The sequence below is a fragment of the Clostridium sp. Marseille-P299 genome (assembly GCF_900078195.1).
Taxonomy (GTDB): Bacteria; Bacillota; Clostridia; order Lachnospirales; family Lachnospiraceae; genus Lachnoclostridium.
This window is the reverse complement of record NZ_FJVE01000007.1, coordinates 419223-444578: the sequence shown is the minus strand read 5'-3', so window position 1 is coordinate 444578 and position 25356 is coordinate 419223. Positions and strand designations below refer to the sequence as shown.

Genomic DNA, 25356 nt, shown 5'->3' with positions numbered 1-25356 from the left:
AGTATTTTGCTAATACTTTTTTATCTTTTCTTAACCATACGAAAAAATGTATCCATAATAAAAATAGCAATTGCTATCAATCCTGCAATCTGTAACGTGTGATTAAAATAGTATGCAGTCATTGAACTATCTTCTGATAGCATAGAATATACAATACGATACATACCTACACCAGGTACCATTGGCAAAATACCAGAAATTAAAAATACGGTTACTGGTGCTTTAAATATGCGTGCAAAGCTATGAGAAATCAATGCAACAACAAGTGTTGCTATGAACACACTTGTCGTTTCAGCGAAATTTAATCGTAAGAAAACAAGATAGATAAACCATCCTACTGCTCCAACAATTCCTGAGTATACTAAGAACTTTTTTGGAATACTAAATATAACAGATAACGCTACTACCGCAACGAAAGCTCCTATTATTTGAATAATCATCCTATAGACCATCCTTTTTTATAAATGTTTTCAACATTTATAATGTATTTATTTATGAACAATGTATTTTTAAAGTTTACTTGTACAGATTTATTTAACTCGATTTATTTGTTCAGATTTATATCAATTTATTTATATCAATTTATTTATATTAATTTATTTGTATCGCTTTATCTATCCCCATCAATATCGAATTTATTATATAATCAACCTAAGATTTCACAATCCTTTTAAATATTATCAAATAATCACAAATCTCCATTAATCATAAAAAATTAATTTTTATGAAATAAGCCCTATCAATACTCGACTAAAGGATAAGCCAACACCAATACCAACTGCAAGTGAAGCAGCTATTACAAATGCTTCAATAACTCTAGCCGCACCAGACATATAATCTCCTTGTAAGGTATCTCTAATTGCGTTTGTGATCGCAACTCCAGGTAACAGCGGCATAATAGAACCAGCTATAATAGGTTCTACTGAAACATTTACACCTGGTATATTATGAAATAAACCAGTGGTTAATGCGATAAAAGCAGAAACAAACATATTTGAAACAAATCGATTGATTCGAACTTTTTTATATAACATTTCACTTAAGACAATTAATACGCCATTGATTGCTGCAAACATACTCTCTAAGGCAGTTGAACCAAGGATTATTGCTGAGGATGCGGTTGTTACAATCAGACAGATGTAAATAAGCCAGTTTGGATATCTTTTCTGATGTTTTAATAAACATAAAGAATCATAGGCTTCTTCTACACTTAACACACCTTGGCATAACTTCCTTGATATGTCATTCACCATTGCTATATTTCCTAAATTAGTACTTCTCTCTTCCACACGGCGCACCATACTAATAGCATCAATCGTGGAATCATCTAATGTTAGAACAATCCCTGTGGATACTACAAATACTTCACAACGCTGTAAACAAGAAGTTTTTAAAATCCTTGTCATAGTGTCTTCCACACGGAAGGTTTCTGCACCACCTGATAACATAATTTCTCCAGCTAACATTGCAGTATCAACTAATAATTTATAATTCATAGCGTATTTGCCTTTCATTCACAAATTTGGTTGCAGATATATTATATGTAGATTGAAAATAAATAGCAAGCTTATCTTAGTTTGACCTAAATATGAACAAACCATTACATAAAATGTTCACAAAACGTTTTTTATTAAGTCATATTTTGAACATATTTATTGGTTATAATAAGAGCATGAAAGTGAATTTAAGTTTCACTCTCTCCTCCTCCCCCAATTAATAATATATATAAAAGAACGTAACGTCCATCTTCATTGATTGAAAATGTCCGCTACGTTTTTTTTGCGTTTCTAATTCTTTTCTATTTTTATTACTTTTTAATTACTTATCAGTTTCTTCATATATATCTTTACTTAAAACTCGAAGGAAATATAATTCTTTCGCAGCCTTTTCTCTAGTTACAATTTGCTTCGGACAAAGTTTTGTACCATTTTTCATAACTCCACGTTCAATTCCTTCTTCCGAACGCATCAAGCCAAGTTCATAGACAGTTCGAAATTTCTCATAAAATTCTTCTGAAATCTCATCTTTATCCTTAATTGTATCAAATCCCGCTAAAGGATAGTACTGCGCGGATTCACCAACTAAATTAGAATCATAGTTTGGATCATCTGGAGATAAATTAACTCCATTGTAATCTGTCATATACTTTGGTTTATTATAATTGCCATTCTCATTTTTACCAAAGGTAATTTCATAGAAATCAAGAACAATTGCAGCCATTACCTCTCTAGTTAAGGAGGCATTTTCATCATAAGAACTCCAAACTGCATTTGTTGGAATTAACTCCTCTGAAACATTCCAAATTGTTTTCATACCATAGATAAAATCTTTGATTGTAACTGGTGCAAACGGATGAAAATATCTATCTTCATCTTGGAACATAATTCCATGCTTACATACACATTCTATCTGCTCACGATAATACGCTTCTCTTCCTGAAATTACATCTTTCGCAATTTCCTTATAAACCATAGACCAATCATTTGTACGAATTGCTTGTTTTACATCTTCTTTTAAATATTCTGATGCCAGAACTTTTTTCTCATACAAACCTGTAGCAACGATTCTAGCCCACTGTTTTGATAAGGCTTCTTTAAAATGTGTTCCATCCCAGGAACCACTTGGATTACCATTTGCATAACTACCTGAGTTTGTTTTCCCTGGAGTTTCTCCCGGCTCTACCGATAAAAATATAGATTTTGCAGCAATTCCACCTATTTCATATAAGTATTTAATCCCCTCTTCATATAGATCAATTACTTCAATATCATTTTCTTCACCAATTCGTTTTAAAAGTCCTGGAAAATCAATGCCCGGACATTTGGAATACTTAAATCCACTTAATTTAAGTGTATCTTCTTCTACCGATTTATCAATTCTTGTCATTGGCGTAACAAATATCGGTATAATTCCTCTTTCTCTTATGGCATTAATATATTCTTCTTTTAACCAAAATTCATAAGTTTCTACTGTGTTCCCTCGCCCAAAACGTGCTTCCGGTCCTTTTTCCTCCCCACGGGATTCATCATTATGGCCAGATTGAAGTAAAAGGTAATCTCCTGGTTTTGCAATCATTAAAATTTCATTGAATCTTCCTTCATGGTACAGATTAAAAACTGATCTGCCCCCCATGGAGTAGTTAATCACATTCACCTTATCTAAATCAAATAAATCATCAAATACTTGTCCCCATCCAGACATAATTGCTTCTTCATAAATATAGGATTTTACAGTAGAATCTCCCAATGTAAATATCGTTAATTTATCATTATCATTTCGAACATTTTTTTCTAGTTTTATAATTTCAATAGAAGCTACGCCTACAGTACTGGTAAATTCATTCGTACCATTTTGACCAGTTATTTTTGGTTCTATTTCAACCTCTATATAATTTCTACCTGTTACGTATTGATAGCTCCATGTTCTATCGTTCCAGCAAGCATAATTGGTTCTTTTTATTTTTCTAGCAGCGTCCCATGGGTTGGTATCTAATAATCGTTTACCGTTCATACCAGAAACTGCTACTATAGCTTCATCACTACCTTCTGCCAATGTTACCTTTACGTCATAAGCGCCAGGCTCATCAAGGTCAATTCGAAAGGCAATGCCACCAAAATCATAGTTATTCTCATTTAAATAAAAAGTTGTATCCTGTGTTTCTGTGATATATACACCGTTTGGTCCAAATTTAAGCCTGTCCGTAGCTAGATTTCTACTAGGTGGTGTTGACGTCTTTGAAACAAATCCATATCCCAATTCATTTGTATATTGAATAAACTTATTACATAAAACTCCTTGTGTATCTTCTGAATGAAACACATATTTCTTAAGATAATTCTGTTCATTTTTAAGATTTTCTTTATTGATTGTACTGTTCCTTCGTAATTTTTCCTGCTGCATAATTCCTTCTCCTAATTATAAAATGATGCTTTTATTATAACAGCAATTACCATTTTATTAAATCATGAATATTTAACTTTTATATAATTTAACTTATATTAATTTATTAGCTCTTTTAAATACATTAATATATCTTTATGTAGCACCTCTCTTAATTTTTTAACATATCTTAATGTATCGTCTACTTTTAATTTCTAAAGCACATCTTGATTTATCATCTACTTTAAAATTCTTCAACAAATCTTAATTTATCATCTACTTTAAAATTCTTCAACAAATCTTAATTTATCATCTATTTTTTAATTTACTTTAACATATAAGATATGGTGAAATTATAATATCAATACTTTTTTTATAATTTGAACACTTTTTTTTCACATTTCTTATTTATAATAAAAGCAGATAGTGATAAAACACTTTCTACTCCCACCCTATTATACGCAATGAAAATGCCTAAAACGTATTAACAAATATGATTTAGGCGTTTTCTTGTTTTCTTGCTTTCTTAAAACATATGAACAATATTTGCTCATACTATATTACAGATAAGAGTTTTCTTACATATGAGCTTTCTTACAAACGAATTTTCTTAGATACGAGTTTCTTTAATCTCATTGCTCGACTCTTTTTCATCCTTATAAATGATAAACTAAAAAAATCCTCCTATATTTTCGAGATATTTTTATAAATAGATATTTTACATTCTTAATATTTTTCAGATTTTCTTCATATTTTTATCACATTAAAAACACATTCTCCCCTTATAATATACTATAGAAAGTTAAAAATACTTTCTACTCCCACCCTATTATACGTAATGTAGTTTAACTACAGGTAACCCGTTACCATAAAAAAAGCAAGCTTCCCCGCTTGCTTTTTTTATTCTTCTTTTCCATTTTCACTTTTTATAATTTAGCTTTTTCAAATTAGCAATTCTTGATTTAGCTTTTCATAATTTAGCTTTTCCTAATTCAACTTTTATTAATTTAGCTTTTGTCAAATTAGCTTTATAAATTAAACTTTTTGCAATTTCTCTAATAACAGTTTCGCATTTTTAAACCTAGCATTTTAAATCTAGCTTCTTAAATCTAGACTTTCATAAAACTTCATAACTAAATTTAATTATTAGCAATCTCAAATTCTTGGATACCCATAGCCCCTGGAGCAATTTCATATTTTTCAAAAACAATGACTGGATGATTTTCTTCATTAATATAGAAATTAGTGTCTTCATTAATACTTGTAAATCCGCCCATATCTACATCAAAATAAGATACATTTGGATCTGCCTTTTGTCTTTCTTCCATCTGTTCTTTAATGCTTTCATTCGCAATTTCAATATAGTTCTCTCCAAGAAGATCTTCTAATGTTATATCCTTATTGTTCTTTAAATCTAGATTATAAAAATATTGATAAGTATAGGCACCCGCCCAATTCTCATTGGATGTAATAACAAAAGAAACCATTGAATCTGTTTGAGATTTTATTTCATAGTTAACATCTACTTTGATATCCTTTGCTGCGAATTCTTCTTCTGTACCACCTGTACTTATGAAAGCATCTTTATACTCTAAGATTCTATCTTCTGCTTCCTTTACATGCATATCCACAAGAGATTGTATTTTCTCATTGACATTACTAATAAATGAACTATTATCATCATTCACTACTTCTGGTACTTTAACACTTATGGATTTGTCTTCATCTACTTCTTTGTAGGAGCGTATGGTTAATACCTTTGCTACTGTTCCAATTACAGGTATTTCCTGCATTGTTTTTGCAAATGTTTCATTTGTATTTAATGTAACAACAGCACATAGAAAACTTGCAGCTAAAACACCGCCTACTACTTTTTTATAATTTCTTTTTCTCATAGAAATCACCCTCCTTTGATTCATATTATTAATAGATTGATTCACAACATCACTTAGCTCATCAGGAATTTCGATGGAATCATAAATTTGCTTAGCTTCCTTCATTTCCTTCATATTGACACCTCCTCGAGTGATCGTTTTAATTTATTTAGCCCTGCATACAATCTTGATTTTACGGTACTTAAATTAACCTCTAGTATCTTAGAAATTTCTTTTAATGTCATTTCTTCATAATAATGTAACATAATAACAGTTTTGTTTTGCTCTGGAAGAGCGTTAATTAATTCATAAATACCACTTCCTTGTTCATATGCAGGTTCAAAATAAGGTTCTTCCCTCATTTCTTCTGGTTCACATATAAATTCTTTTTTATTTTTTTGAAGAAAAATTAAACACTCATTTACTAAAACTCTATAAAACCATGTTTTCAAATAGTTCAAATTTCGAATATCTTGGTATTTCTCAAGTGCCTTACATATAGCATTTTGCACGACATCCAAAGCTGCTTCCCTATTTCTTGTATAACTATAAGCTAATCGATAAAATTTCGTCTGATTTTCCAAGATGTATGCAACAACTTGATCATATGGACTTTGGCTCATGTAAACCTCACCCTCTTTCCTTGCCTTGCTTTGTTGTCTTTACTATATAGATAGATTAACACTTCAAAAAGTTTGAATAAAATAAAATTTTTTTACTTTTTTTATTTCCAGTGAAAGTTTTATTAGCTTTCATAATAAAAGAAGCTTTCATACAATTACATTTCTTATAAGGAAATATAATTTGTACAAAAGCCACTCTTATGGTTTATTCACTTTTTAAGTTATATCTGGACTATTTCTCTGTATCTACGTTTATATCTTCCTTATTCATCCCAGAGAAATCATCATTTTCTTCTATCATTTCTGAATTAGTTCGAATCGCTTTTACAAGACGAATCACATTTTTACTAACTTCAACTATTTCAAATTGATATTTACCATACTCAACCACTGCTTTTTCATCAATACTTGGAATATGATCTAGTCTTGAAATTATTAATCCATTCATGGTATCATAATTTTCTAAATCCTCTTCAAGGAAATCAATATCAATAAGATCTTGTAGTTCCTCAAGATTTGCATCTCCTCGGATTAAGTAAATACCATCTTCTAACTTTGTTATTAGTTCTTCTTCCTCGTCATATTCGTCTAAAATATCACCAACAATTTCTTCTAAGATATCCTCCATGGCAACCAAACCAGCGGTTTGTCCGTATTCATCAATTGCTATTGCCATATGTATCTTTTTTAATTGCATATCGTGAAATAAAACATCGATTGACTGAGTGTCTGGAATAAAATATGGTTCTCTCGCAACATTTATCAGCGGCTCATTTTTTAATTTTGGATCCAAATAATATTTCATAACATCCTTAAGATGAAGAATGCCGACGATATTATCCATATTGGTTTCATAGATTGGGAATCTAGAAAAACTTTCTTTTAACATAAAAGGTAATGCTTCCTCAATCGTCATCTCACTATTGATCGCAACAATTTTCTTGCGATGGGTCATAATATCCTCTGCGATTTTCTCGTCAAAATTTATAATATTTGAGATCATTTCCGCTTCATCAGCTTCTAAGACTCCTTGTTCGTGACCTTCATTAACAATCGAAATAATTTCCTCTTCTGTAACATTTTCTTCTATTTCATTTGGATTAATATGAAATAAACGAAGTATACCATTTGTATTTTTCTCTAATAACCAAATAAAAGGGAAAAACAATCGTCCAAAAAATGTTAGAACTCCTGCGAAAAAATATGCACAAGAATTCGCATATTTTAAAGCAAACTTTTTAGGTAATAAAATGCCAAATAGAACTATAAAATAAGTAATTATCACAGTAACGATTACCATGACTAATTGCTCATTTATTATCAAGTTACTAAAATACAACTCATCCAAAATCCATGTCTTAATTCTCAGATAATGATAAAAGGAATACGTCATACCAATCAATAAACTTGCAAGTGTAATCAAAATCTCAATGACATTTATGTATAGACTTGGTGTCTCTAACAATTTGACTAATCGCGCTGCACGTTTATCCCCTTCTAACGCCTTTTTTCTTACGTTACCTTCATTTACATTGCTAATCGCTACCTCTGCTCCTGAAACCAAGGCATTCAGCATAACTAATGCAACAATGAAAATAAGTCCACGTATGGGATGAACTTCCATAGTTTCAACTTCTCCTTCTTATGTCTGGTCTTTATGTATCTAAGGCAAAACTGATTAGTAAAGCTTTATCAATTTTCTTTAAGATATCCTGATCCAGATGACATACTTTCTCTTTCAATCTAGACTTGTCAATGGTTCTAACCTGTTCTAATAAAATAACAGAATCTTTGACAATACCATATTTTTCTGCATCTATTTCTACATGTGTAGGCAGTTTGGCTTTATTCATTTTTGATGTAATTGCTGCGCAGATAACCGTTGGACTATGCTTATTTCCAGTATCATTTTGAATAATTAATACTGGTCGCACGCCTCCTTGTTCAGAACCAATGACCGGTCGTAAATCTGCATAAAATATATCGCCTCTTTTTATAATCACATAACTCACACTCCATTTTACGGCTTTAGCTCTATTATTCCCACTTTTGACCTATGTATTCCATAAAATGTTCATGTTATATTGTTTTTTAATATGCTATAAAAAGAAACGTGAAGTAAACTAGTATAAGATGCTTATTAACTGTCTTTACGTACTAGAAACGGTTTCCCATTTTTATAGTAAACTCTTGGTATTCGTTTTCCAACGTTACACACCACTTCATAGTTAAAGGAGTATGATAAATCACCAATTTCTTCTACAGTGATTTCTTCCTCTCCGTCTTTTCCAATTAAAGTTACTACATCTCCTTGCATTACCCCTGGGATTGAGGATACATCGATCATAAACTGATCCATACATACTCTACCTATAATTGGTGCGCTCTTTCCACGCACTAATACCCTACCTTTGTTAGATAATGCTCTTGAATACCCATCCGCATATCCAACTGGTACCGTTGCAATCGTCATTGTTTTATCCGTGAAAAAAGTACTACCATACCCAATTCCATGACCAGGACCTAGCTCTTTCACAAAAGAAATATGGGTTTTTAGCTCCATCGCTGGCTTAATTACTAAATTACTTTTATTTACCTCTTCTGATGGATATAAACCATAAGTAGTAATACCACAACGAACCATATCAAGATTTGCATAATTCATATCCATAATACCTGCACTATTTGAAGCATGCATTATTGGGGTATTGACTCCTGCCTGATTTAATTCTTTAGTGAAGGTAATAAATTTAGAAAGTTGCTCATTCGCAGAGGTTTTATCCTTCATGTCAGCACAAGCAAAATGGGTATATATACCTTCAATGTCGATATTTTCAAGCTTACTAATTCGTACTATTTCCTCAATACTTTCTTTACATGGTTGATATCCTATACGCCCCATGCCAGTATCTAATTTTATATGAACTTTCGCTATTTTACCTTGTCGTTTTGCTTCTTCATCCATGAGTTTTGCAACTTCATATTGAAATACTGTTTGTGTGATATCATATGCAATGACCTCACTAATTTGTTCCACAGCAGTATAACCTAAAATTAATATTGGCTTATTAATTCCAGCATTTCTAAGCTCAATGCCCTCTTCAACAATTGCTACACCATATGCATCAACCAATCCACTTAACTCTCTTGCAATTGGTACTGCGCCATGTCCATAGCCATCTGCTTTAATAATCGCCATAATTTTAGTTCCCATTGATAAAGTTTCTTTTGCAGCCTTAATATTATTTGAAATTGCATCCAAATCAATATTAGCATAAACTCTATAGTACTTCTCGCTGTATACTTCTTCTATCATTTTCCTTAATTACCTCCGGTAATGCCTCTAAGATATCACTTGCAAGCATGGAATGATACCCTCTTTTTTCTGCTGCCACATCTCCTGCCAAACCATGAATATACACTCCAAGTTCCGCAGCTTCATAACTTTTTAAACCTGTAGCTATTAAACCTGCGATGATTCCTGTTAAAACATCACCACTTCCACCAGTCGCCATTCCATGATTCCCTGACACGTTAACATATCGATTTTCACAATGTGCTACGATCGTTCTTGCATCTTTTATTACATAGATTAATTTATTATTATAGGTACAATATTCAGGAAAGTCAATAAAGCCTTTGACAATATTGTCTACAGAACAAGAAAGCAAATTAGCTAACTCTTTTAAGTGCGGAGTCAGTATTGAATTGGCAGGTAATAATGACGATAACTCCCTCACTCGGTCTTTCGTATTATCTACCATTCTTGTATTCAAAATATTAGCTAATATTTGCAGTGCATCTGCATCAAAAACAGTTGGCTTTGTCTGTTCTTTTAAAAGTTGAAGCAACAAACCTTCAGCCAGCTCACCTGTTGATAAGCCAGGGCCTATCACAATAGCATCTGCCCACTGTATGGATTCTTTTAAAATAGTTTCTGAATTATTATCTTCATAACAAGCATAGATTGCTTCCGGTAAAAGGGTACGTATTACTTCGACTCCTGATCTTGAAGTTAACACTTTTACAAGACCACAGCCCATTTTATATGCAGCGTTCGCCGAAAGATAAGCAGCCCCTGTCATATTGGTGGAACCTGCAATAATTAATACCTTACCATAGCTTCCTTTATTGGAATAAGAAGAACGTTTTGGTAGTTTTCTTAGATCATCCTTTTCAAAATAATGATATTTAGGCGAAACGTTTTCTACTGCTACCCTAGGAAAACCAATGTCTTCAACGATAACTTTTCCAACATGGAAAGCTCCTGGGTACAAGAGTAATCCCAGCTTGTTTTCACCAAAGGTAACTGTAACATCTGCCTTAATTGCAACATTTTTAATTTTTCCTGTATTTGCATCTACTCCAGAAGGAATATCAACGGCCACAATATAGGCTCTTAAAGAGTTAATTTTTTCAATTGTTTCTTTATAGACTCCTTCAATTTCTCTTTGTAGACCGATTCCAAACATTGCGTCAACAATAATATTATATTCATTGGATTCTAATTTGGACCTAATGGATATGCCCAATTTTTTAACAATTGAAAGTTGTATTTCCGATTCTTTTGTGAGTTTTTCCAAATTTCCAAGAATAATTAAATCAACTTTATAGCCTTGTATATACAAAATACGAGCAATAGCAATTCCATCACCGCCATTGTTGCCCGTACCACATACTACCGCTATACTATTTTCTTTTTTTGCTACACTCTCTATATGAGAAACCACCTTTAATGCTGCTCTCTCCATTAAAACTAGAGAAGGAATTCCAATTTGTTCAATCGTATAAGAGTCAATTTGTTTCATTTCATCTGAATTAACTGCGTATTTCATAATTATACCCTTTTACTGCTACAAGATACATGAATCTTGTAATGGCAGCCCTTTCAAACAATATTGATTCAAGAGATTTAATTTAAATAGAAACAAGATAAATAACAAACGATTTCATTTACTAGATATTACAAAAGCCGATGCCAAATATCTTAGCAACGGCTTTCTTATGATTTGATCGACGGTTTTAGTTTTATTCATTTAATATTTCATCATCCAAAAATTCCATCGTTTTAGCGCCTAGAACATCGTGCATATAAGTATAGATTGCATTCGTCTCTGTTTCTAAGTCTTGCTTTTTAAGTATCATCTCTTTTAATTGAATGCGCATACTTGCAATGCTTTCCTCTAACTGCTTTACTTGCTTGTTATTATGTTCTAATTTCTCATAGCAAATTAAAGCACTAGCACTCATTAGCTCTGCATTCGCATTCCTTATTTCATAGGGAAGATCCGCTAACTGATCTTCTCTTTCTAAAAGTTCATCTTTTATATTTAAAATTAACTTTTGATTCTTCTCTAATTTTTTACCTTTAATTTTACCAAGTAAGGAATTATCAATTTCCATGTTATCAACAATTTCCTGCATCAGGTTTTTCTTCACACGTTTTAAATTCTTGATTTCATCCACTGTTTTTCCTTGTTTCTTTAGTAAATTATTCAATTTATCTCGTAATTGTTTCATGCCTACTGACATCTCTTGCTCAGGAAATAATGCAAGCCATCGCTCATCTAATGTAAGAATAGGAATCTTCTTATTACGAAATATCTCTGTAAAGTCAATTTTACCCTCATTATTATTATTTAATTTTCGCAAGAACATCCCCCCAAAAGCTCGTTATCTTTCACTGTTTTTTGATGACATTACCTCTTCTGCTGCTTTTAAATTATAGGATAGTCGCATTAAAGATTCTGCCAAGTGAACATTCTCCACCATTACATCCTTTGGTAAATGTAAATCTGTAGGTGCAAAATTCCATATTGCATGAATTCCTAAACGTACTAATTCTGCGGCAACTTGTGGTGCTTTTGCCTTTGGAATTGTAAGTGCCGCTATATTTACTGTATTATTCTTAACAAACTCTTCTAATTCATCCATTAAACGAATTTCGATTCCACGAATTGAAATTCCAACAAGTCTTGGATTTACATCAAAGATACCACTAATATAAAATCCTCGACGTTCAAAATCAGTGTAATTTGCTAATGCTTGCCCTAGATTACCTGCGCCTATAATGATAACATTATATTTTTTATCAAGTCCTAGGATTTTCCCAATTTCGGTGTATAAATACTCCACATTATACCCATACCCCTGCTGTCCGAAACCTCCGAAGTTATTCAAATCCTGACGGATTTGCGATGCGGTCACGTTCATTTTCTCACTTAATTCCTTCGATGAAATTCGAACAACGTCATTTTCAAGTAATTCCCCTAAATACCTGTAATAACGTGGCAGTCTTTTAATAACTGCTGATGATATCGCCTTATCGTACATGTAAACCTCCTTAATTATACTATTAACGTTCGGTTCCTTTATAGTATAATTATAGTGAATCGTTAATAATATGTCAATGTATCTAAATCCTTTGTTTTCTTGCTTTTTTCGCCAATATCCAGCACTATTTTCACTTTGAAATAATGATACTATTACACTCAAAACAAGTACTTTATACTATAAAATTGCTTTATGAGAAGCATTTTCATTATACCTATTATAACGAAATGGATGAATCTCGTCAAACGCAAGTTACATTATAATAAGAAGTTTTTAGTTTCGGATATCATTTTATCTACCATACGGGTAACAATTTTCTCACTATTTATATAGTATTACAGGAAATCTCCTATGTAATACTTGTTTTTTTACATAAGCTTTTATCCCATGGTAGATTCCTTTCTCACAAGGGAAGATAATTGACGCTTTTCGTTTTCTTTGCTACAATAAAGGACAAGTATGCTCTATTTTAGTAGTAATTAAAGGAGTCCGTCATGATATTAGCATGTAATAATATAAGCAAAAGTTATGGAACAACCGTTATCTTAGATAAGGTGTCCTTTCATGTAAATGAACGTGAAAAAGTCGCGATTGTCGGCATTAACGGTGCTGGTAAATCCACTTTATTTAAAATAATTATGAATGAAATATCTTCTGATGAGGGAGATGTTATATTTTCGAAAGGCTGTAGCGTTGGATATTTAGCTCAGCATCAAGATTTAGCTACTGATAATACAATTTATGATGAAGTTTTAAGTATTAAAGCAGATGTTATTCGTATGGAAGAACAAATTCGTTCTCTAGAATTAGAAATGAAATCTGTGACTGGTGTTGAACTCGATCGTTTACTTAATACCTACACTAGGCTTACTCATGAATTTGAATTAAAGAATGGCTATGCATATAAAAGTGAAGTAATCGGTGTTTTAAAAGGTCTTGGTTTTACTGAAGACGAATTTGATAAAAAAGTTTCTACTCTATCTGGAGGTCAAAAGACACGAGTTTCCTTAGGTAAATTACTTCTTAGTAATCCCGATTTAATTTTACTAGACGAGCCAACAAACCACTTAGATATGGAATCTATTGCTTGGCTTGAAACCTTTTTAGTTAATTATAATGGCTCTGTTATAGTAATTGCCCATGACCGTTATTTTTTAAACAAGGTTGTCACCAAAGTTGTTGAATTAGAAAATACAAAGGCAACTGTCTTTGAAGGTAATTACACCGACTATGCGACGAAAAAAGAACAGCTTCGTGAAACAATGATTCACCATTACCTAAATCAACAAAAAGAAATCAAACATCAAGAAGAAGTCATTGCCAAACTCAAATCTTTTAACCGCGAAAAATCCATAAAGCGTGCGGAAAGCCGTGAAAAGATGTTAAATAAAATAGAACGTCTTGATAAGCCGGTGACTCTAAATGCTGAAATGAACATTCAATTAGAGCCAAACATTATGAGTGGAAATGATGTCTTGACCGTAAAAGGACTAAAAAAATCCTTTGGCAATCATTTATTATTTGAAGATTTGGATTTTGAAATTAAGCGTGGTGAGAAAATCGCAATCATTGGTAATAATGGTACTGGAAAAACTACTATTTTAAAAATTATCAATCAAATCATACAAGCGGATGCAGGTGAAATAAAACCAGGTGCAAAAGTGCATATTGGTTACTACGACCAGGAGCATCATGTTCTTAATATGAACAAAACGATTTTTGATGAGATCCAAGATACCTACCCATATCTTGATAACACAAGGGTACGTAATGTATTAGCTGCCTTTTTATTTACTGGTGATGATGTTTTTAAATTAATCAAGGATATCAGTGGTGGAGAACGTGGACGAGTTTCACTAGCCAAATTAATGCTTAGTGATGCTAACTTTTTAATCCTAGATGAGCCGACAAACCATTTAGATATTGTATCAAAAGAAATACTAGAGAATGCAATTAAAAATTATACAGGTACTGTTTTATACGTATCCCATGACCGTTATTTCATTAATCGTACTGCAACTAGAATTCTTGACTTAACTCATGGAAAACTTCTTAATTACATTGGTAACTACGACTATTATCTTGAAAAGAAACCAGAAGTAGAACGTCAGCATCTTGGATTTACAAGTTCTTCTGAAGGAAATGTAAATAGCCAAGCTACCATTGGTAAACAAAACAATATTCTAAGTGGACTTAAAGTTCAGCAAAGTTCGGTTTCTACAACTGAAACTTCACAAGCTAGTTTCGATTCAAAAGAATCCGATACTAAGTTAGATTGGAAGCAACAAAAAGAAGAACAAGCCCGTATTCGTAAACGTCAAAATGATCTAAAAAAAGTGGAAGAAGAAATCCATAAACTAGAAAACAGAGATGAAGAACTAAACGAATTATTAATGGATGAAGCTGTATTTACAGATCCATCGAAACTAATTGCACTAAATAAAGAGAAAAAAGAGGTTGAAGAACGCCTCGAAGAATTATTGATACAATGGGAAGAGCTAGCAGAATAGCTCTTCTTTTTTTGTTCTATTTTTGTTATAATTTAATGCATATAATAATTATTATTATTTTTGATATTATTTCATCTGTTTTTTGAATTTTTCACATCACATTACTTGTTAATTGCATTTTTTTACCATTCTCAATGCCGTGATTTCTCTATACTTTACCAAAGTTTCTTCAATTTATTAATTTCATATCAAAAAGTTTAGTAATACTAGATATTTTGTTTATATATTGTTGACATTAATATTAGATTGTGTATAATAGTATTCGGCATGTTTAGCAGTGCTAAACTAAATGGTATATTTTTATAAACCAATTATAGAAGGAACTAATAATGACTTTACAAAAGCAGATCCCATAGAAAGGTTTGGTGTATCCATGAAAATAGGTGCTAAAATCAAAGAATTACGTGTTCAAAAAAGTTTAACGCAAGAAGAGCTTGCGGACCGAGCGGAATTGTCCAAAGGATTTATTTCTCAATTAGAACGTGATATTACCTCACCTTCCATTGCAACTCTTGTTGATATATTGCAATGTTTGGGAACAAATCTCGAAGAATTTTTTACTGGGACTACCTCAGAACAAGTTGTTTTTAAGAAAAATGATTACTTTGAAAAAGTAGATCATGAATTATTTAATAAAATAGAATGGATTATTCCAAACGCGCAAAAGAATATGATGGAGCCTATCTTATTAACATTAGAGCCAGGCGGTTCTACATATCCAGACAATCCTCACGAAGGCGAGGAATTTGGTTTTGTTTTAAGTGGTTCAATTACTATACATCTAGGAAATAAAACGCATAAAGCTAAAAAGGGTGAGTCCTTTTACTTTACGTCAAACAAAAATCATTATATAACGGCTACTGGTAAAACTGGTGCTACCCTATTATGGGTATCCACCCCACCAAGCTTCTAAGGAGGAGAATCATGGAAAGCAATAAACTCATCGATTTAATAGGAATTCATAAATCATATGGTAATAGCGTAGTTATTGATGATTTGAATTTATATATACGTGAAAATGAATTTTTAACCCTACTTGGTCCTTCCGGTTGCGGTAAGACAACAACACTTCGAATCATTGGTGGTTTTGAAACTCCGGACGCTGGTAAGGTAATTTTTAATGGAAAAGATATTACAAAATTACCACCAAATGAACGTCAATTAAATACTGTATTTCAAAAATATGCTTTATTTACACATATGACAATTGCTGAAAATATTGCTTTCGGCTTAAAAATTAAGAAAAAAAGTAAGGCATATATTCAAGATAAAATTAAATATGCTCTAAAGTTAGTAAACCTTGATGGCTTTGAAAATCGTATGCCAGATTCTTTAAGTGGTGGACAACAACAACGTATTGCAATTGCTCGTGCTATTGTAAATGAACCTAAGGTACTTCTTTTAGATGAACCATTAGGAGCACTTGATTTAAAAATGCGTCAAGACATGCAATATGAATTGATTCGTTTAAAAAATGAACTTGGTATTACATTTGTATATGTAACTCATGATCAAGAAGAAGCTTTAACAATGTCAGATACCATTATGGTTATGAACCAAGGTTATATTCAACAAATTGGTACTCCAGAAGATATTTATAACGAACCAAAGAATGCCTTTGTTGCTGACTTTATAGGTGAAAGTAACATTATCCCAGGTACTATGGTTCAGGATCGTCTTGTTAATATCCTTGGAGCTAACTTCCCTTGTGTAGATACTGGATTTGGTAAAAATAAACCTGTAGACGTTGTAATTCGTCCAGAAGACATTGACCTTGTAGCACCTGAAGATGGTATTATCAAAGGTCGTGTTACTTCTCTTCTTTTTAAAGGTGTTCATTATGAAATGGACGTTATGGCAAATGGATATGAATGGTTGGTACATTCTACTGATCTCTCACCGGTTGGAAGTGAGGTAGGTATTAAAGTTGATCCATTTGACATTCAAATTATGAATAAGCCGGAATCCGAAGACGAGGAGGCTGTTAACATTAATGAAGAGTAAAAAGAATAATGGAAACACTGTGTCAGTAGATAATAAAGAGCACAAAAAAATTAGTGGAAGAACTTTATTAGCATTTCCTTATACTCTATGGATGGTTGCTTTTATTATTATTCCACTCATTGTTATCCTATATTATGGATTACGAAGTGGCACTGATGGTAGTTTTACTTTTGATAATTTGAAATTAATTGCAGATCCAGTCAATCGAAATGCATTATTTCTTTCTTTAAAATTATCAATTATTAGTACAATAATCTGTCTCTTACTTGCCTATCCTTTAGCATTAATCCTTAAGGGTATGAAAATTAAGAGTAACAGTTTTATTGTTCTTATTATGATTCTTCCAATGTGGATGAACTTTCTACTTCGTACCATTGCTTGGCAAAATATATTAGAGCGTAATGGAATTATCAATACGGTATTAAAAGCTATGAATTTGCCAACGCTAAATATAATTAATACTCCTACTGCCATTGTACTTGGTATGGTTTATAACTTCTTACCTTTTATGATTTTACCACTTTATAATACTCTTGATAAAATTGATGACAATGTCATTAATGCTGCTAGAGATTTAGGTGCGAATGGCTTTACAACCTTTTGTAAAATCATTTTTCCACTTAGTATACCTGGTGTAATTAGTGGAATTACAATGGTTTTTGTTCCATCCTTAACTACATTCGTAATTTCAAATATCTTAGGTGGAAGTAAAATCTTATTAATTGGTAACGTTATTGAACAACAATTTCAAAAGATCGGAAATTGGTATACTGGTTCCGGACTATCATTAGTTCTTATGGCTTTCGTCTTAATCAGTATGGCAATTGTTGCGAAATATGATAAAGATTCGGAGGGTACAAACGTATGGTAAAGAAAATTGCCGGGAAATTTTATATTGCCCTCGTTGCATTATTTTTATATGCCCCTATTTTTGTATTAATTGTACTTTCCTTTAATAAATCAAAATCCCGTAGCAAATGGGGTGGATTTACTCTAGATTGGTACAAATCCTTATTCCAAAATGAAGAAATAATGAGTGCGCTTTATACTACCTTATTGATTGCATTTTTATCTGCATTAATCGCTACTATTATTGGTACTGCAGCCTCCATCGGTATGCATCAAATGAAGAAAGTGCCACGTACCATTATGATGGGCATAACGAATATTCCAATGTTAAATGCAGATATCGTAACTGGTATTTCTTTGATGTTATTATTTTTAGCAATTAATTATACTTTAGGATTTTCTAGTGTTTTAATTGCTCATATAACCTTTAATATACCGTATGTTATTTTAAGTGTAATGCCAAAATTAAAACAGACAAATCATAGCACATATGAAGCTGCACTTGATTTAGGTGCTTCACCAATCAAAGCATTTTTTACAGTTGTATTACCAGATATATTCCCTGGAATTGTTTCTGGATTTTTACTTGCCTTTACAATGTCTCTTGATGATTTCATAATCACTCATTTTACAAGAGGGGCAACAATTAATACATTATCTACTAAAATTTATGCAGAAACTAGAAAAGGTGTAAAACCAGAGATGTACGCTCTTTCAACCTTATTATTTATATCTGTACTTGTTTTATTAATAATTATTAATCGTCGCAATGAAAGTGTAGAAAAGAAGCGTAATGCTTCCTCTCTTACTACTACTATAGCAAAATAATTTACGAAAAAGAAAGAGGTATGACAATGAAAAAAGTATCACGTTTCTTAAGCTTATTTATGGCTTGCTCTCTTGCTCTTACCGCATGTGGTTCACCAAAAAATGATAATGGCAATACTGGAAGTGCCGCTGGTGAAAATGGTTCCGTTTATGTTTATAACTGGGGTGAATACATTGATCCAGATGTAATTGATATGTTTGAAGAGGAAACTGGAATTAAAGTTATTTATAATGAATTCGAACAAAATGAAGATATGTATCCAATTGTAAAAACTGGTTCCGTTAATTATGATGTTGTATGTCCTTCCGATTATATGATTGAGAAAATGATTGGTGAAGGTTTATTACAAGAAATTAATTATGATAACATTCCAAATGCAGCTAACTTAGATCCTACTTACCTAAAGAGCGCGGAAGAATTCGATCCAGGCAATAAATATTCTGTTCCTTATACTTGGGGAACTGTTGGTATTTTATATAATAAAACTATGGTAGATGAGCCTATCGACAGCTGGAGCGTTTTATTCGATGAGAAATATAAAGACGACATCCTTATGATTGACAGTGTTCGTGATGCTTTTATGATTGCTCTTACTTACCTTGGATATGATTCCAATAGTACAAACGAAGCTGAACTTAACGAAGCTAGAGATTTATTAAAAGCTCAATATCCACTTGTTCAAGCATATGTAATTGACCAAGTACGTGATAAAATGATTGGTGAAGAAGCTGCAATTGGTGTTATTTATTCTGGTGAAGCAATCTTTACTCAAAGAGAAAATGAAAATCTTGAATATGTGGTTCCTAAAGAAGGTTCTAACGTATGGATTGATGGATGGGTTATTCCAAAGAATGCACAGAACAAAGAAAATGCGGAGGCATGGATCAACTTTTTATGCCGTGAAGATATTGCATTAAAGAACTTTGAATACATTACTTACTCTACTCCAAATAAAGCTGCACGTGAGTTAATTGAAGACGAAGATATTCGTAACAGCATTGTTGCTTTCCCAGGAGAAGATATTTTAAGTAGATGTAGTACATTCCACTACCTTGGTGAGGAAATGGATTCTATTTATATGCAAAAATGGAATGAAGTAAAGAACTAATATTTATATTATAAACAATTGAAAATTAAAATTTTAAAATATTTTGTTTTAAGACATCTTGTTTTAAATATTTCGTTTTAAAATAATAAAAGGTATATCATTTGGCTATGTAAATTTGATCTAAATGATATACCTTTTTTATGCTTCATGGGCTAGCACATCAGTGTCTGATTATTACATATAGAAAGACTTATATTAATATAAAATATATCAATATAGAGTATATCAATATAAAATATATCAATATAAAGTATATCAATAAAAAATATATAATTATATCAATACTTTCAATTAACTTCTCACGACATTTCGTTCTACACCTTGATAAAATGCTTCTATGTTTTGATAAACTTCAGTAGCACAGCGGGTTCTTGCCTCAACGGTTGCCCACGCGATATGTGGTGTAATAATTAATTTTGTGCTATCTTGAATTTTAAGTAAGGGATTACTCTCTAGCATCGGTTCAACTGTTAATACATCCAGTCCTGCTCCTGCGATTTCATTATTCATTAATGCATTTGCTAATGCATCTTCATTTACAATCGGCCCACGTCCTAGATTAAGTAAAATAGCTGATTTTTTCATACGTTTTAACTCTTTTTCTCCGATTAAATCCGTTGTTACTGCATTTAATGGTGCATGAATTGAAACAATATCGGATGTCTCTAATAAAGTATCTAAATCTACTTGCTTATATTCTTGATTCCCATTCCTACCACTTGTGGAATAATAAATTATATTACATCCAAAAACTTCTGCTACTTTTGCTACTCCTCTACCGATATCGCCAAGTCCAATAATTCCCCATGTCTTTCCATACAGTTCATTGAATTTTTTATCAAAATTACTAAAAATATCACTTTTTGCATAGGTACCTGATTTAACATAATTATCATAAAAACTTAATTTCTCATATACATAAAAAAGTAATGCAAATGTATGTTGAATTACGGATTGCGTGGAATAACCTTTTACGTTGGTTACTGTAATTCCTCTACTGTTTACATAAGGAAAATCCACAATATTGGTTCCCGTTGCTGTTAAACATATTAACTTAAGATTTTTAGCTTTTGATAAGGTGTTTTCATTCATCGGTATTTTATTTACAATAATGATATCAGCGTCTGCAATTCTATCCGCATTCTCCATGGGGTTTGACTCACCATAAATGGTTAATTCACCTAATGCTTCAAACATTTTCATATCAACGTCTTCACCTAATGTGTTTGCTTCCATTACAACTATCTTCATATAAAACCTCCATGTTGTCTAAATACAGCTAAATCTATTTATTCGTTAATACCTCAAAATCTACATCCAATAATTCCTCAAAGGAATCTATTGCATATTCATAATCTGTAGCCTCTCCAAACCCATATCTAGCAAAGATAAAAGGTATTCCTGCTTCATGAGCTGCTATTCCATCACCATTGGTATCCCCTACATAAATAGGTGATGTTAAATGATTTCTTTCCATAACTAAACGAATATTATCAGCTTTTAATAATCCCGTTCCACCTGGGCACTCAAAGTCTTTAAAATATTTACTTAGTTGATGTGCCTCTAAAAATGATTCAATATAGCCACTCTTACAATTGCTAACTATAAATAACTGATATTTCTTAGAAAGAACCGCTAGAGTTTCTTCAATATTTCCTAAAAGAATCCCTCCATGTTTTGTTAAATACGGATTTTGTTCTACCACACAAATCTCCATTGTTTCTAATGCAACCTGTTCTGGAACACTTTTAAATAACCCTCTTGCGATGTCTTCTAATGGTAAACCATACAAAGCCTTTAATCTCTCTGCATTAATTTCGTCTGTAATGCTTGAATTTCGTTTTGCTACTTCTCTCCAAACAATCGCTGCTGCTTTTGTGGAATCCCACATGGTACCATCTAAATCAAAAATAATACTATCCATTATTACCTCCGTTTTATCCTATGCCTTAACGCATATCTAGGTTCTTTTAGGATTTCTCCTATTTAATGTTACTTAGCTAAAGAATTCTTTGCCTTATCTGTTTTAATTTGATAATTTACCCTTTATATATTAACTCCAAGCTCTCTTAACTCACTCTTTGCCCCGTCAAGTGTCTGAAATAATATAGTATGAAAACCAAATATTTTAGCTGCTTCTAGATTTTTCTCTAAATCATCTAGGAAAACCGACTCATTTGGATTAATTTGATATTTTTCTATTAAAGCTTGGTAAATTTCAGGTTCTGGTTTTATCTTTTTAACTTCATAAGATATAATCCCACCATCAACAAGCGGTAGAAAACGAAATACATCCTTAACATATGAGAAATTTTCTTCTCCATAGTTTGATAATAAATAGACGTTATATCCATTTTTCTTTAATGTATGTACGAGCTCTTCTGAATAATCATATTCTCGAACAATTTCTCTACGATCTTCAAAGAAATGCCTAATCTCTTTTTCTATTTCTTTATCTAAACTTATACAACCTTCCATAATTTCTTCCATAGATATCGCACCTCGGTCCACTTCGTTCCAATAAGGGGACAATACCGTTGCCTTTGCAATTCTTTGATTCATATCTTCATTATAGCCTAGATCCCTAATATACTCTTTCCACCGAAAGTTCGCTAAAACCTGCCCAATATCAATTATAATATTTCGTATCATTTTTTCCCTTCCTATATGATCTTTATTTTTATAAATTACAGTACTAAATTTCTAATTTCATTATACCGAAAAGATCATGAAAAATCCATGTTAATTCTTTCGTTTCATTGTATCTTATGCTATAATGAAGACGGAATGAGGCACACGCAAGTTTACTTGTGGATGCCGATTGGAGCAACATGACCATGAACGTCTTTTGTTCATGGTATAATGAAAAGCGGAATGAGGTATACGCAAGTTTACTTGTGGATACCGATTGGAGCAACATGACCATGAACATGTTTTTGTTCATGGTATAATTTCGTTTATATTTATCATAACTTAATTATATTAAATTTTATTAAGGAGGAAGTCTGATGAAACAGATTGCCAGCTTTACTATTGACCATTTACGATTACTTCCTGGTATCTATGTATCTAGAAAGGATACTGTGGGAAATGAAATAATTACAACCTTTGATATTCGTGTAACAAGACCAAATTATGAGCCAGTAATGAACACAGCTGAGATTCATACCATTGAACATTTAGCTGCAACTTATTTACGTAATCATGAAGACTTTGGTAATAAAATAATATATTTTGGACCAATGGGATGTCGAACAGGTTTTTATCTATTACTTGCCGGAGATTACGAATCAAAAGATGTTGTTGCATTACTCACTGGTATGTTCGAGTTTATTCGTGATTTTGAAGGAGAAGTACCAGGTGCTGCTGCCTTTAATTGCGGTAATTATTTAGATATGAATCTACCTATGGCAAAATATATAGCAAATCGTTATTTAGAAGAAGTTCTTAATTCAATTGACGATTCTCGACTTATTTATCCAAATTAATATGTAAAACCTAAAGGGGTTGCAAAATAGCATGTCTTTATAGCTGCTATCTTGCAAAACCCCTTTTTCTTTTGGAATTATTTCATACATGTTGAATATATTATAGCGTAGTATATTTTTAGAAAAAATTGTATCCTTGCGAAAGAATGTGACATGCAATGTGCAAATGAAATTGCAAAATAACGTTAAGGAGGGAGCCTCATGGATTTTTCATATCAAGCTGACAATACTGAAAAGAATGAATTTAAAACAGATTTTACTTCTAGCCATACGGCTGCTCTTATAAAAGCAGCTTCGCCCTATTTTGAATCTGACACCCAAAAAACCTTACATTTTCTGGCTACAATCTATGAAGTTATGGATTCCATCCAATTATTTTCACAAAAGAAAACCGTATCTGCGTTTTCATTTTCTATGAAAAATGTTGATTTTGAAGGTATGTTAAAGGGCGTCCGACCAATATGCAGTAATGAAGAAAAATCTTTAGTAGATAAATTCCTCAATATATTTAATATGCGACGAATGTTTGAAACTTATCAAATGATGTCTTCTATGATGTCTATGTTTAATTCAGATTCTTCAAACAACAGTCAAACAATGAACAATGAGTTTAATCAATCTATGAACGCACCACCTTTTTCTGAGGAAACCAGATACAATAATGAAAGCTCAAATAACCAAAGTAATTTTAACTACGTAGATGATTTTATTTATGATAATAAACCAAATCCAATCTATTATGAACAGATGCCTGACTATTTAGAAGCAGCACAAATGCTAGAACCAGATATGTTAGAAGAAATCAATCAACAATCTGAACAGACAGAGGAACATTTCCAACAGCAATCGATAGATCAAAGGGAAGAACAATTCCAGCAGCAAGATTATTCGTCTCAACAGCAACCAATACATCAAGGCGAAGAACAAATTCATCACCAAGATCATGCGTTACAACAGCAATCACAACAGCAAAGGGAAGAACAACACCAAGATCATGCATTAAACCAGCAATCACAGCGGCAAAACCAACAACAGTCCCATCAGCAAAATCATATATCTCAACAGCAACCACAATTTCAGAGGGAACAAAGATTCCAACAACAGCCCCATGTTCCAAACCAACAACAAGCCCAACAACCATCTCGACGCCAGAGCCAACAACAATCACAACAGCAAAACCAACAAAGGGTTCAACAACAAAATAGAGGCCAGCAACAATTTTCACGCCAAGGTCAACAAAGCCCTCAAAACCAAAATCAGCAACAACAAATACAAGATGACAAGGGAACGGAAAGTACTTCTCCAATGAATAATCAGCAAATGATGGATATGTTAGGGAGTATGCTAACACCAGAGCAGAAAAACACTTTCGAATCTATGAAAATGTTATTTGACTCTGGCATGTTTAATTCCTAGGTATTTTTTCATTGTTTATAGATTTTAAAAATTTAGAAATGAGGTAGAAAAATGAATACAGATTGGATTAATCATCCTGCCATGAAAAATATTCACCCTGCAAAAAAGCAGATTTTATTAGAACTTAGTAAGAATAGTAAAAATGCTTCCTTTGATAAAATCCTCCCATTAATGATGAGTACAAATAATAAACTAAAATCTCAAGGACTTAATTTTTCACAGCAAGAAACCGATTTAATTACTGAAATATTATCGGCAAATCTTACTCCTGCTGATCGTCAAAAATTTGAAATGTTGAAAAAAATGATGCCATTAATGAATAAGTAAATCGATCTATTATAAATATAATACATCACGTTTATACGCAAATAAAAAAGGTTCTAAAACGCTTTTCCTATGAAGTGGAAAATTCAAACGTTTTAGAACCTTTTTGTCAGTGTTGG

The 25356-nt window shown here is 32.1% G+C and carries 23 protein-coding genes; 9 read left to right on the top strand and 14 right to left on the bottom strand.

The features are described 5' to 3' along the window. Nucleotides 1-20: 20 nt before the first annotated feature. The 11 genes from BN4220_RS10180 to BN4220_RS10130 form a co-directional block, all read right to left on the bottom strand. The gene (locus BN4220_RS10180; RefSeq protein WP_066715794.1) at nucleotides 21-440 is read right to left on the bottom strand and encodes a threonine/serine exporter family protein; all 420 of its coding nucleotides are present in this window, start codon (nucleotides 438-440) and stop codon (nucleotides 21-23) included. A 282-nt stretch (nucleotides 441-722) separates the two neighbouring features. Further along, nucleotides 723-1496, bottom strand: a complete 774-nt coding sequence (locus BN4220_RS10175; RefSeq protein ID WP_066715793.1) for a threonine/serine exporter family protein — start codon at nucleotides 1494-1496, stop codon at nucleotides 723-725. A 322-nt stretch (nucleotides 1497-1818) separates the two neighbouring features. Continuing rightward, on the bottom strand, nucleotides 1819-3900 hold the full coding sequence (locus BN4220_RS10170) for a hypothetical protein (RefSeq protein ID WP_066715792.1): 2082 nt from the start codon (nucleotides 3898-3900) through the stop codon (nucleotides 1819-1821). Between the two features lie 1118 nt (nucleotides 3901-5018). Further along, nucleotides 5019-5888: an anti-sigma-V factor rsiV gene (locus BN4220_RS10165; RefSeq protein ID WP_242867778.1), complete on the bottom strand. Its 870-nt coding sequence runs from the start codon at nucleotides 5886-5888 to the stop codon at nucleotides 5019-5021. Next, nucleotides 5885-6376 carry an RNA polymerase sigma factor gene (locus BN4220_RS10160; RefSeq protein WP_066715791.1) on the bottom strand — a complete coding sequence of 164 codons (492 nt, stop codon included), beginning with the start codon at nucleotides 6374-6376 and terminating at the stop codon, nucleotides 5885-5887. Before BN4220_RS10160 ends, BN4220_RS10165 begins: the two co-directional genes overlap by 4 nt. Nucleotides 6377-6608: 232 nt before the next feature. Continuing rightward, nucleotides 6609-8000: a hemolysin family protein gene (locus BN4220_RS10155; protein WP_066715790.1), complete on the bottom strand. Its 1392-nt coding sequence runs from the start codon at nucleotides 7998-8000 to the stop codon at nucleotides 6609-6611. Between the two features lie 31 nt (nucleotides 8001-8031). After that, nucleotides 8032-8379 carry a type II toxin-antitoxin system PemK/MazF family toxin gene (locus BN4220_RS10150; RefSeq protein ID WP_066715789.1) on the bottom strand — a complete coding sequence of 116 codons (348 nt, stop codon included), beginning with the start codon at nucleotides 8377-8379 and terminating at the stop codon, nucleotides 8032-8034. Between the two features lie 137 nt (nucleotides 8380-8516). Further along, complete coding sequence (alr, locus tag BN4220_RS10145; protein ID WP_066715788.1) at nucleotides 8517-9692, bottom strand: alanine racemase; 1176 nt, start codon at nucleotides 9690-9692, stop codon at nucleotides 8517-8519. After that, on the bottom strand, nucleotides 9658-11211 hold the full coding sequence (locus tag BN4220_RS10140) for a bifunctional ADP-dependent NAD(P)H-hydrate dehydratase/NAD(P)H-hydrate epimerase (RefSeq protein ID WP_066715787.1): 1554 nt from the start codon (nucleotides 11209-11211) through the stop codon (nucleotides 9658-9660). Before BN4220_RS10140 ends, alr begins: the two co-directional genes overlap by 35 nt. A gap of 193 nt (nucleotides 11212-11404) precedes the next feature. Beyond that, entirely contained in the window at nucleotides 11405-12028 is a 624-nt protein-coding gene (locus BN4220_RS10135; protein WP_066715786.1) for a hypothetical protein, read from the bottom strand. A 21-nt stretch (nucleotides 12029-12049) separates the two neighbouring features. Further along, nucleotides 12050-12709, bottom strand: a complete 660-nt coding sequence (locus BN4220_RS10130; protein ID WP_066715785.1) for a redox-sensing transcriptional repressor Rex — start codon at nucleotides 12707-12709, stop codon at nucleotides 12050-12052. 494 nt (nucleotides 12710-13203) lie between these two features. Here BN4220_RS10130 and abc-f point away from each other — a divergent pair, with 494 nt between their 5' ends. The 6 genes from abc-f (at nucleotide 13204) to BN4220_RS10100 (ending at nucleotide 20009) form a co-directional block, all read left to right on the top strand. Continuing rightward, nucleotides 13204-15219: a ribosomal protection-like ABC-F family protein gene (gene abc-f, locus BN4220_RS10125; protein WP_066715784.1), complete on the top strand. Its 2016-nt coding sequence runs from the start codon at nucleotides 13204-13206 to the stop codon at nucleotides 15217-15219. 373 nt (nucleotides 15220-15592) lie between these two features. Continuing rightward, nucleotides 15593-16132 carry a helix-turn-helix domain-containing protein gene (locus tag BN4220_RS10120; RefSeq protein ID WP_066720849.1) on the top strand — a complete coding sequence of 180 codons (540 nt, stop codon included), beginning with the start codon at nucleotides 15593-15595 and terminating at the stop codon, nucleotides 16130-16132. A gap of 11 nt (nucleotides 16133-16143) precedes the next feature. After that, nucleotides 16144-17223 (top strand): ABC transporter ATP-binding protein, encoded by a 1080-nt coding sequence (locus BN4220_RS10115; protein WP_066715783.1) that lies wholly within the window; start codon nucleotides 16144-16146, stop codon nucleotides 17221-17223. Between the two features lie 91 nt (nucleotides 17224-17314). After that, complete coding sequence (locus tag BN4220_RS10110; RefSeq protein WP_347477140.1) at nucleotides 17315-18094, top strand: ABC transporter permease; 780 nt, start codon at nucleotides 17315-17317, stop codon at nucleotides 18092-18094. Beyond that, nucleotides 18088-18900: an ABC transporter permease subunit gene (locus tag BN4220_RS10105; protein ID WP_066715781.1), complete on the top strand. Its 813-nt coding sequence runs from the start codon at nucleotides 18088-18090 to the stop codon at nucleotides 18898-18900. The genes BN4220_RS10110 and BN4220_RS10105 overlap by 7 nt, the downstream gene beginning before the upstream one ends. 26 nt (nucleotides 18901-18926) lie before the next feature. Next, entirely contained in the window at nucleotides 18927-20009 is a 1083-nt protein-coding gene (locus BN4220_RS10100) for an ABC transporter substrate-binding protein (protein WP_066715780.1), read from the top strand. A 291-nt stretch (nucleotides 20010-20300) separates the two neighbouring features. On the opposite strand, the gene BN4220_RS10095 is transcribed toward BN4220_RS10100, so the two are convergent. From BN4220_RS10095 to BN4220_RS10085, 3 genes are all read right to left on the bottom strand, one after another. After that, nucleotides 20301-21260, bottom strand: coding sequence for a D-2-hydroxyacid dehydrogenase (locus BN4220_RS10095; RefSeq protein WP_066715779.1), 960 nt, complete (start codon nucleotides 21258-21260; stop codon nucleotides 20301-20303). A gap of 34 nt (nucleotides 21261-21294) precedes the next feature. Continuing rightward, the gene (locus BN4220_RS10090; RefSeq protein WP_066715778.1) at nucleotides 21295-21933 is read right to left on the bottom strand and encodes an HAD family hydrolase; all 639 of its coding nucleotides are present in this window, start codon (nucleotides 21931-21933) and stop codon (nucleotides 21295-21297) included. A 122-nt stretch (nucleotides 21934-22055) separates the two neighbouring features. Next, on the bottom strand, nucleotides 22056-22661 hold the full coding sequence (locus tag BN4220_RS10085) for an HAD family hydrolase (protein ID WP_066715777.1): 606 nt from the start codon (nucleotides 22659-22661) through the stop codon (nucleotides 22056-22058). Between the two features lie 356 nt (nucleotides 22662-23017). Between BN4220_RS10085 and BN4220_RS10080 the strand changes: the two genes are divergently transcribed. The 3 genes from BN4220_RS10080 to BN4220_RS10070 all read left to right on the top strand — a co-directional run bounded on the left by BN4220_RS10080 (nucleotide 23018) and on the right by BN4220_RS10070 (nucleotide 25240). Beyond that, on the top strand, nucleotides 23018-23497 hold the full coding sequence (locus BN4220_RS10080) for an S-ribosylhomocysteine lyase (protein WP_066715776.1): 480 nt from the start codon (nucleotides 23018-23020) through the stop codon (nucleotides 23495-23497). A 201-nt stretch (nucleotides 23498-23698) separates the two neighbouring features. Further along, nucleotides 23699-24913: a hypothetical protein gene (locus BN4220_RS10075; protein ID WP_066715775.1), complete on the top strand. Its 1215-nt coding sequence runs from the start codon at nucleotides 23699-23701 to the stop codon at nucleotides 24911-24913. Between the two features lie 51 nt (nucleotides 24914-24964). Beyond that, nucleotides 24965-25240: a hypothetical protein gene (locus BN4220_RS10070; RefSeq protein ID WP_066715774.1), complete on the top strand. Its 276-nt coding sequence runs from the start codon at nucleotides 24965-24967 to the stop codon at nucleotides 25238-25240. Nucleotides 25241-25356 lie beyond the last annotated feature (116 nt).

Coding starts and splice junctions, on each gene's coding strand:
- BN4220_RS10105 (WP_066715781.1), top strand. CDS start 18,088: ATGGTAAAGAAAATTGCCGGGAAATTTTATATTGCCCTCGTTGCATTA.
- BN4220_RS10170 (WP_066715792.1), bottom strand. CDS start 3,900: ATGCAGCAGGAAAAATTACGAAGGAACAGTACAATCAATAAAGAAAAT.
- BN4220_RS10095 (WP_066715779.1), bottom strand. CDS start 21,260: ATGAAGATAGTTGTAATGGAAGCAAACACATTAGGTGAAGACGTTGAT.
- BN4220_RS10090 (WP_066715778.1), bottom strand. CDS start 21,933: ATGGATAGTATTATTTTTGATTTAGATGGTACCATGTGGGATTCCACA.
- BN4220_RS10160 (WP_066715791.1), bottom strand. CDS start 6,376: ATGAGCCAAAGTCCATATGATCAAGTTGTTGCATACATCTTGGAAAAT.
- BN4220_RS10115 (WP_066715783.1), top strand. CDS start 16,144: ATGGAAAGCAATAAACTCATCGATTTAATAGGAATTCATAAATCATAT.
- BN4220_RS10120 (WP_066720849.1), top strand. CDS start 15,593: ATGAAAATAGGTGCTAAAATCAAAGAATTACGTGTTCAAAAAAGTTTA.
- BN4220_RS10155 (WP_066715790.1), bottom strand. CDS start 8,000: ATGGAAGTTCATCCCATACGTGGACTTATTTTCATTGTTGCATTAGTT.
- BN4220_RS10070 (WP_066715774.1), top strand. CDS start 24,965: ATGAATACAGATTGGATTAATCATCCTGCCATGAAAAATATTCACCCT.
- BN4220_RS10100 (WP_066715780.1), top strand. CDS start 18,927: ATGAAAAAAGTATCACGTTTCTTAAGCTTATTTATGGCTTGCTCTCTT.
- BN4220_RS10080 (WP_066715776.1), top strand. CDS start 23,018: ATGAAACAGATTGCCAGCTTTACTATTGACCATTTACGATTACTTCCT.
- BN4220_RS10165 (WP_242867778.1), bottom strand. CDS start 5,888: ATGAAGGAAATGAAGGAAGCTAAGCAAATTTATGATTCCATCGAAATT.
- BN4220_RS10180 (WP_066715794.1), bottom strand. CDS start 440: ATGATTATTCAAATAATAGGAGCTTTCGTTGCGGTAGTAGCGTTATCT.
- BN4220_RS10110 (WP_347477140.1), top strand. CDS start 17,315: ATGGTTGCTTTTATTATTATTCCACTCATTGTTATCCTATATTATGGA.
- BN4220_RS10075 (WP_066715775.1), top strand. CDS start 23,699: ATGGATTTTTCATATCAAGCTGACAATACTGAAAAGAATGAATTTAAA.
- alr (WP_066715788.1), bottom strand. CDS start 9,692: ATGATAGAAGAAGTATACAGCGAGAAGTACTATAGAGTTTATGCTAAT.
- BN4220_RS10130 (WP_066715785.1), bottom strand. CDS start 12,709: ATGTACGATAAGGCGATATCATCAGCAGTTATTAAAAGACTGCCACGT.
- BN4220_RS10085 (WP_066715777.1), bottom strand. CDS start 22,661: ATGATACGAAATATTATAATTGATATTGGGCAGGTTTTAGCGAACTTT.
- abc-f (WP_066715784.1), top strand. CDS start 13,204: ATGATATTAGCATGTAATAATATAAGCAAAAGTTATGGAACAACCGTT.
- BN4220_RS10175 (WP_066715793.1), bottom strand. CDS start 1,496: ATGAATTATAAATTATTAGTTGATACTGCAATGTTAGCTGGAGAAATT.
- BN4220_RS10140 (WP_066715787.1), bottom strand. CDS start 11,211: ATGAAATACGCAGTTAATTCAGATGAAATGAAACAAATTGACTCTTAT.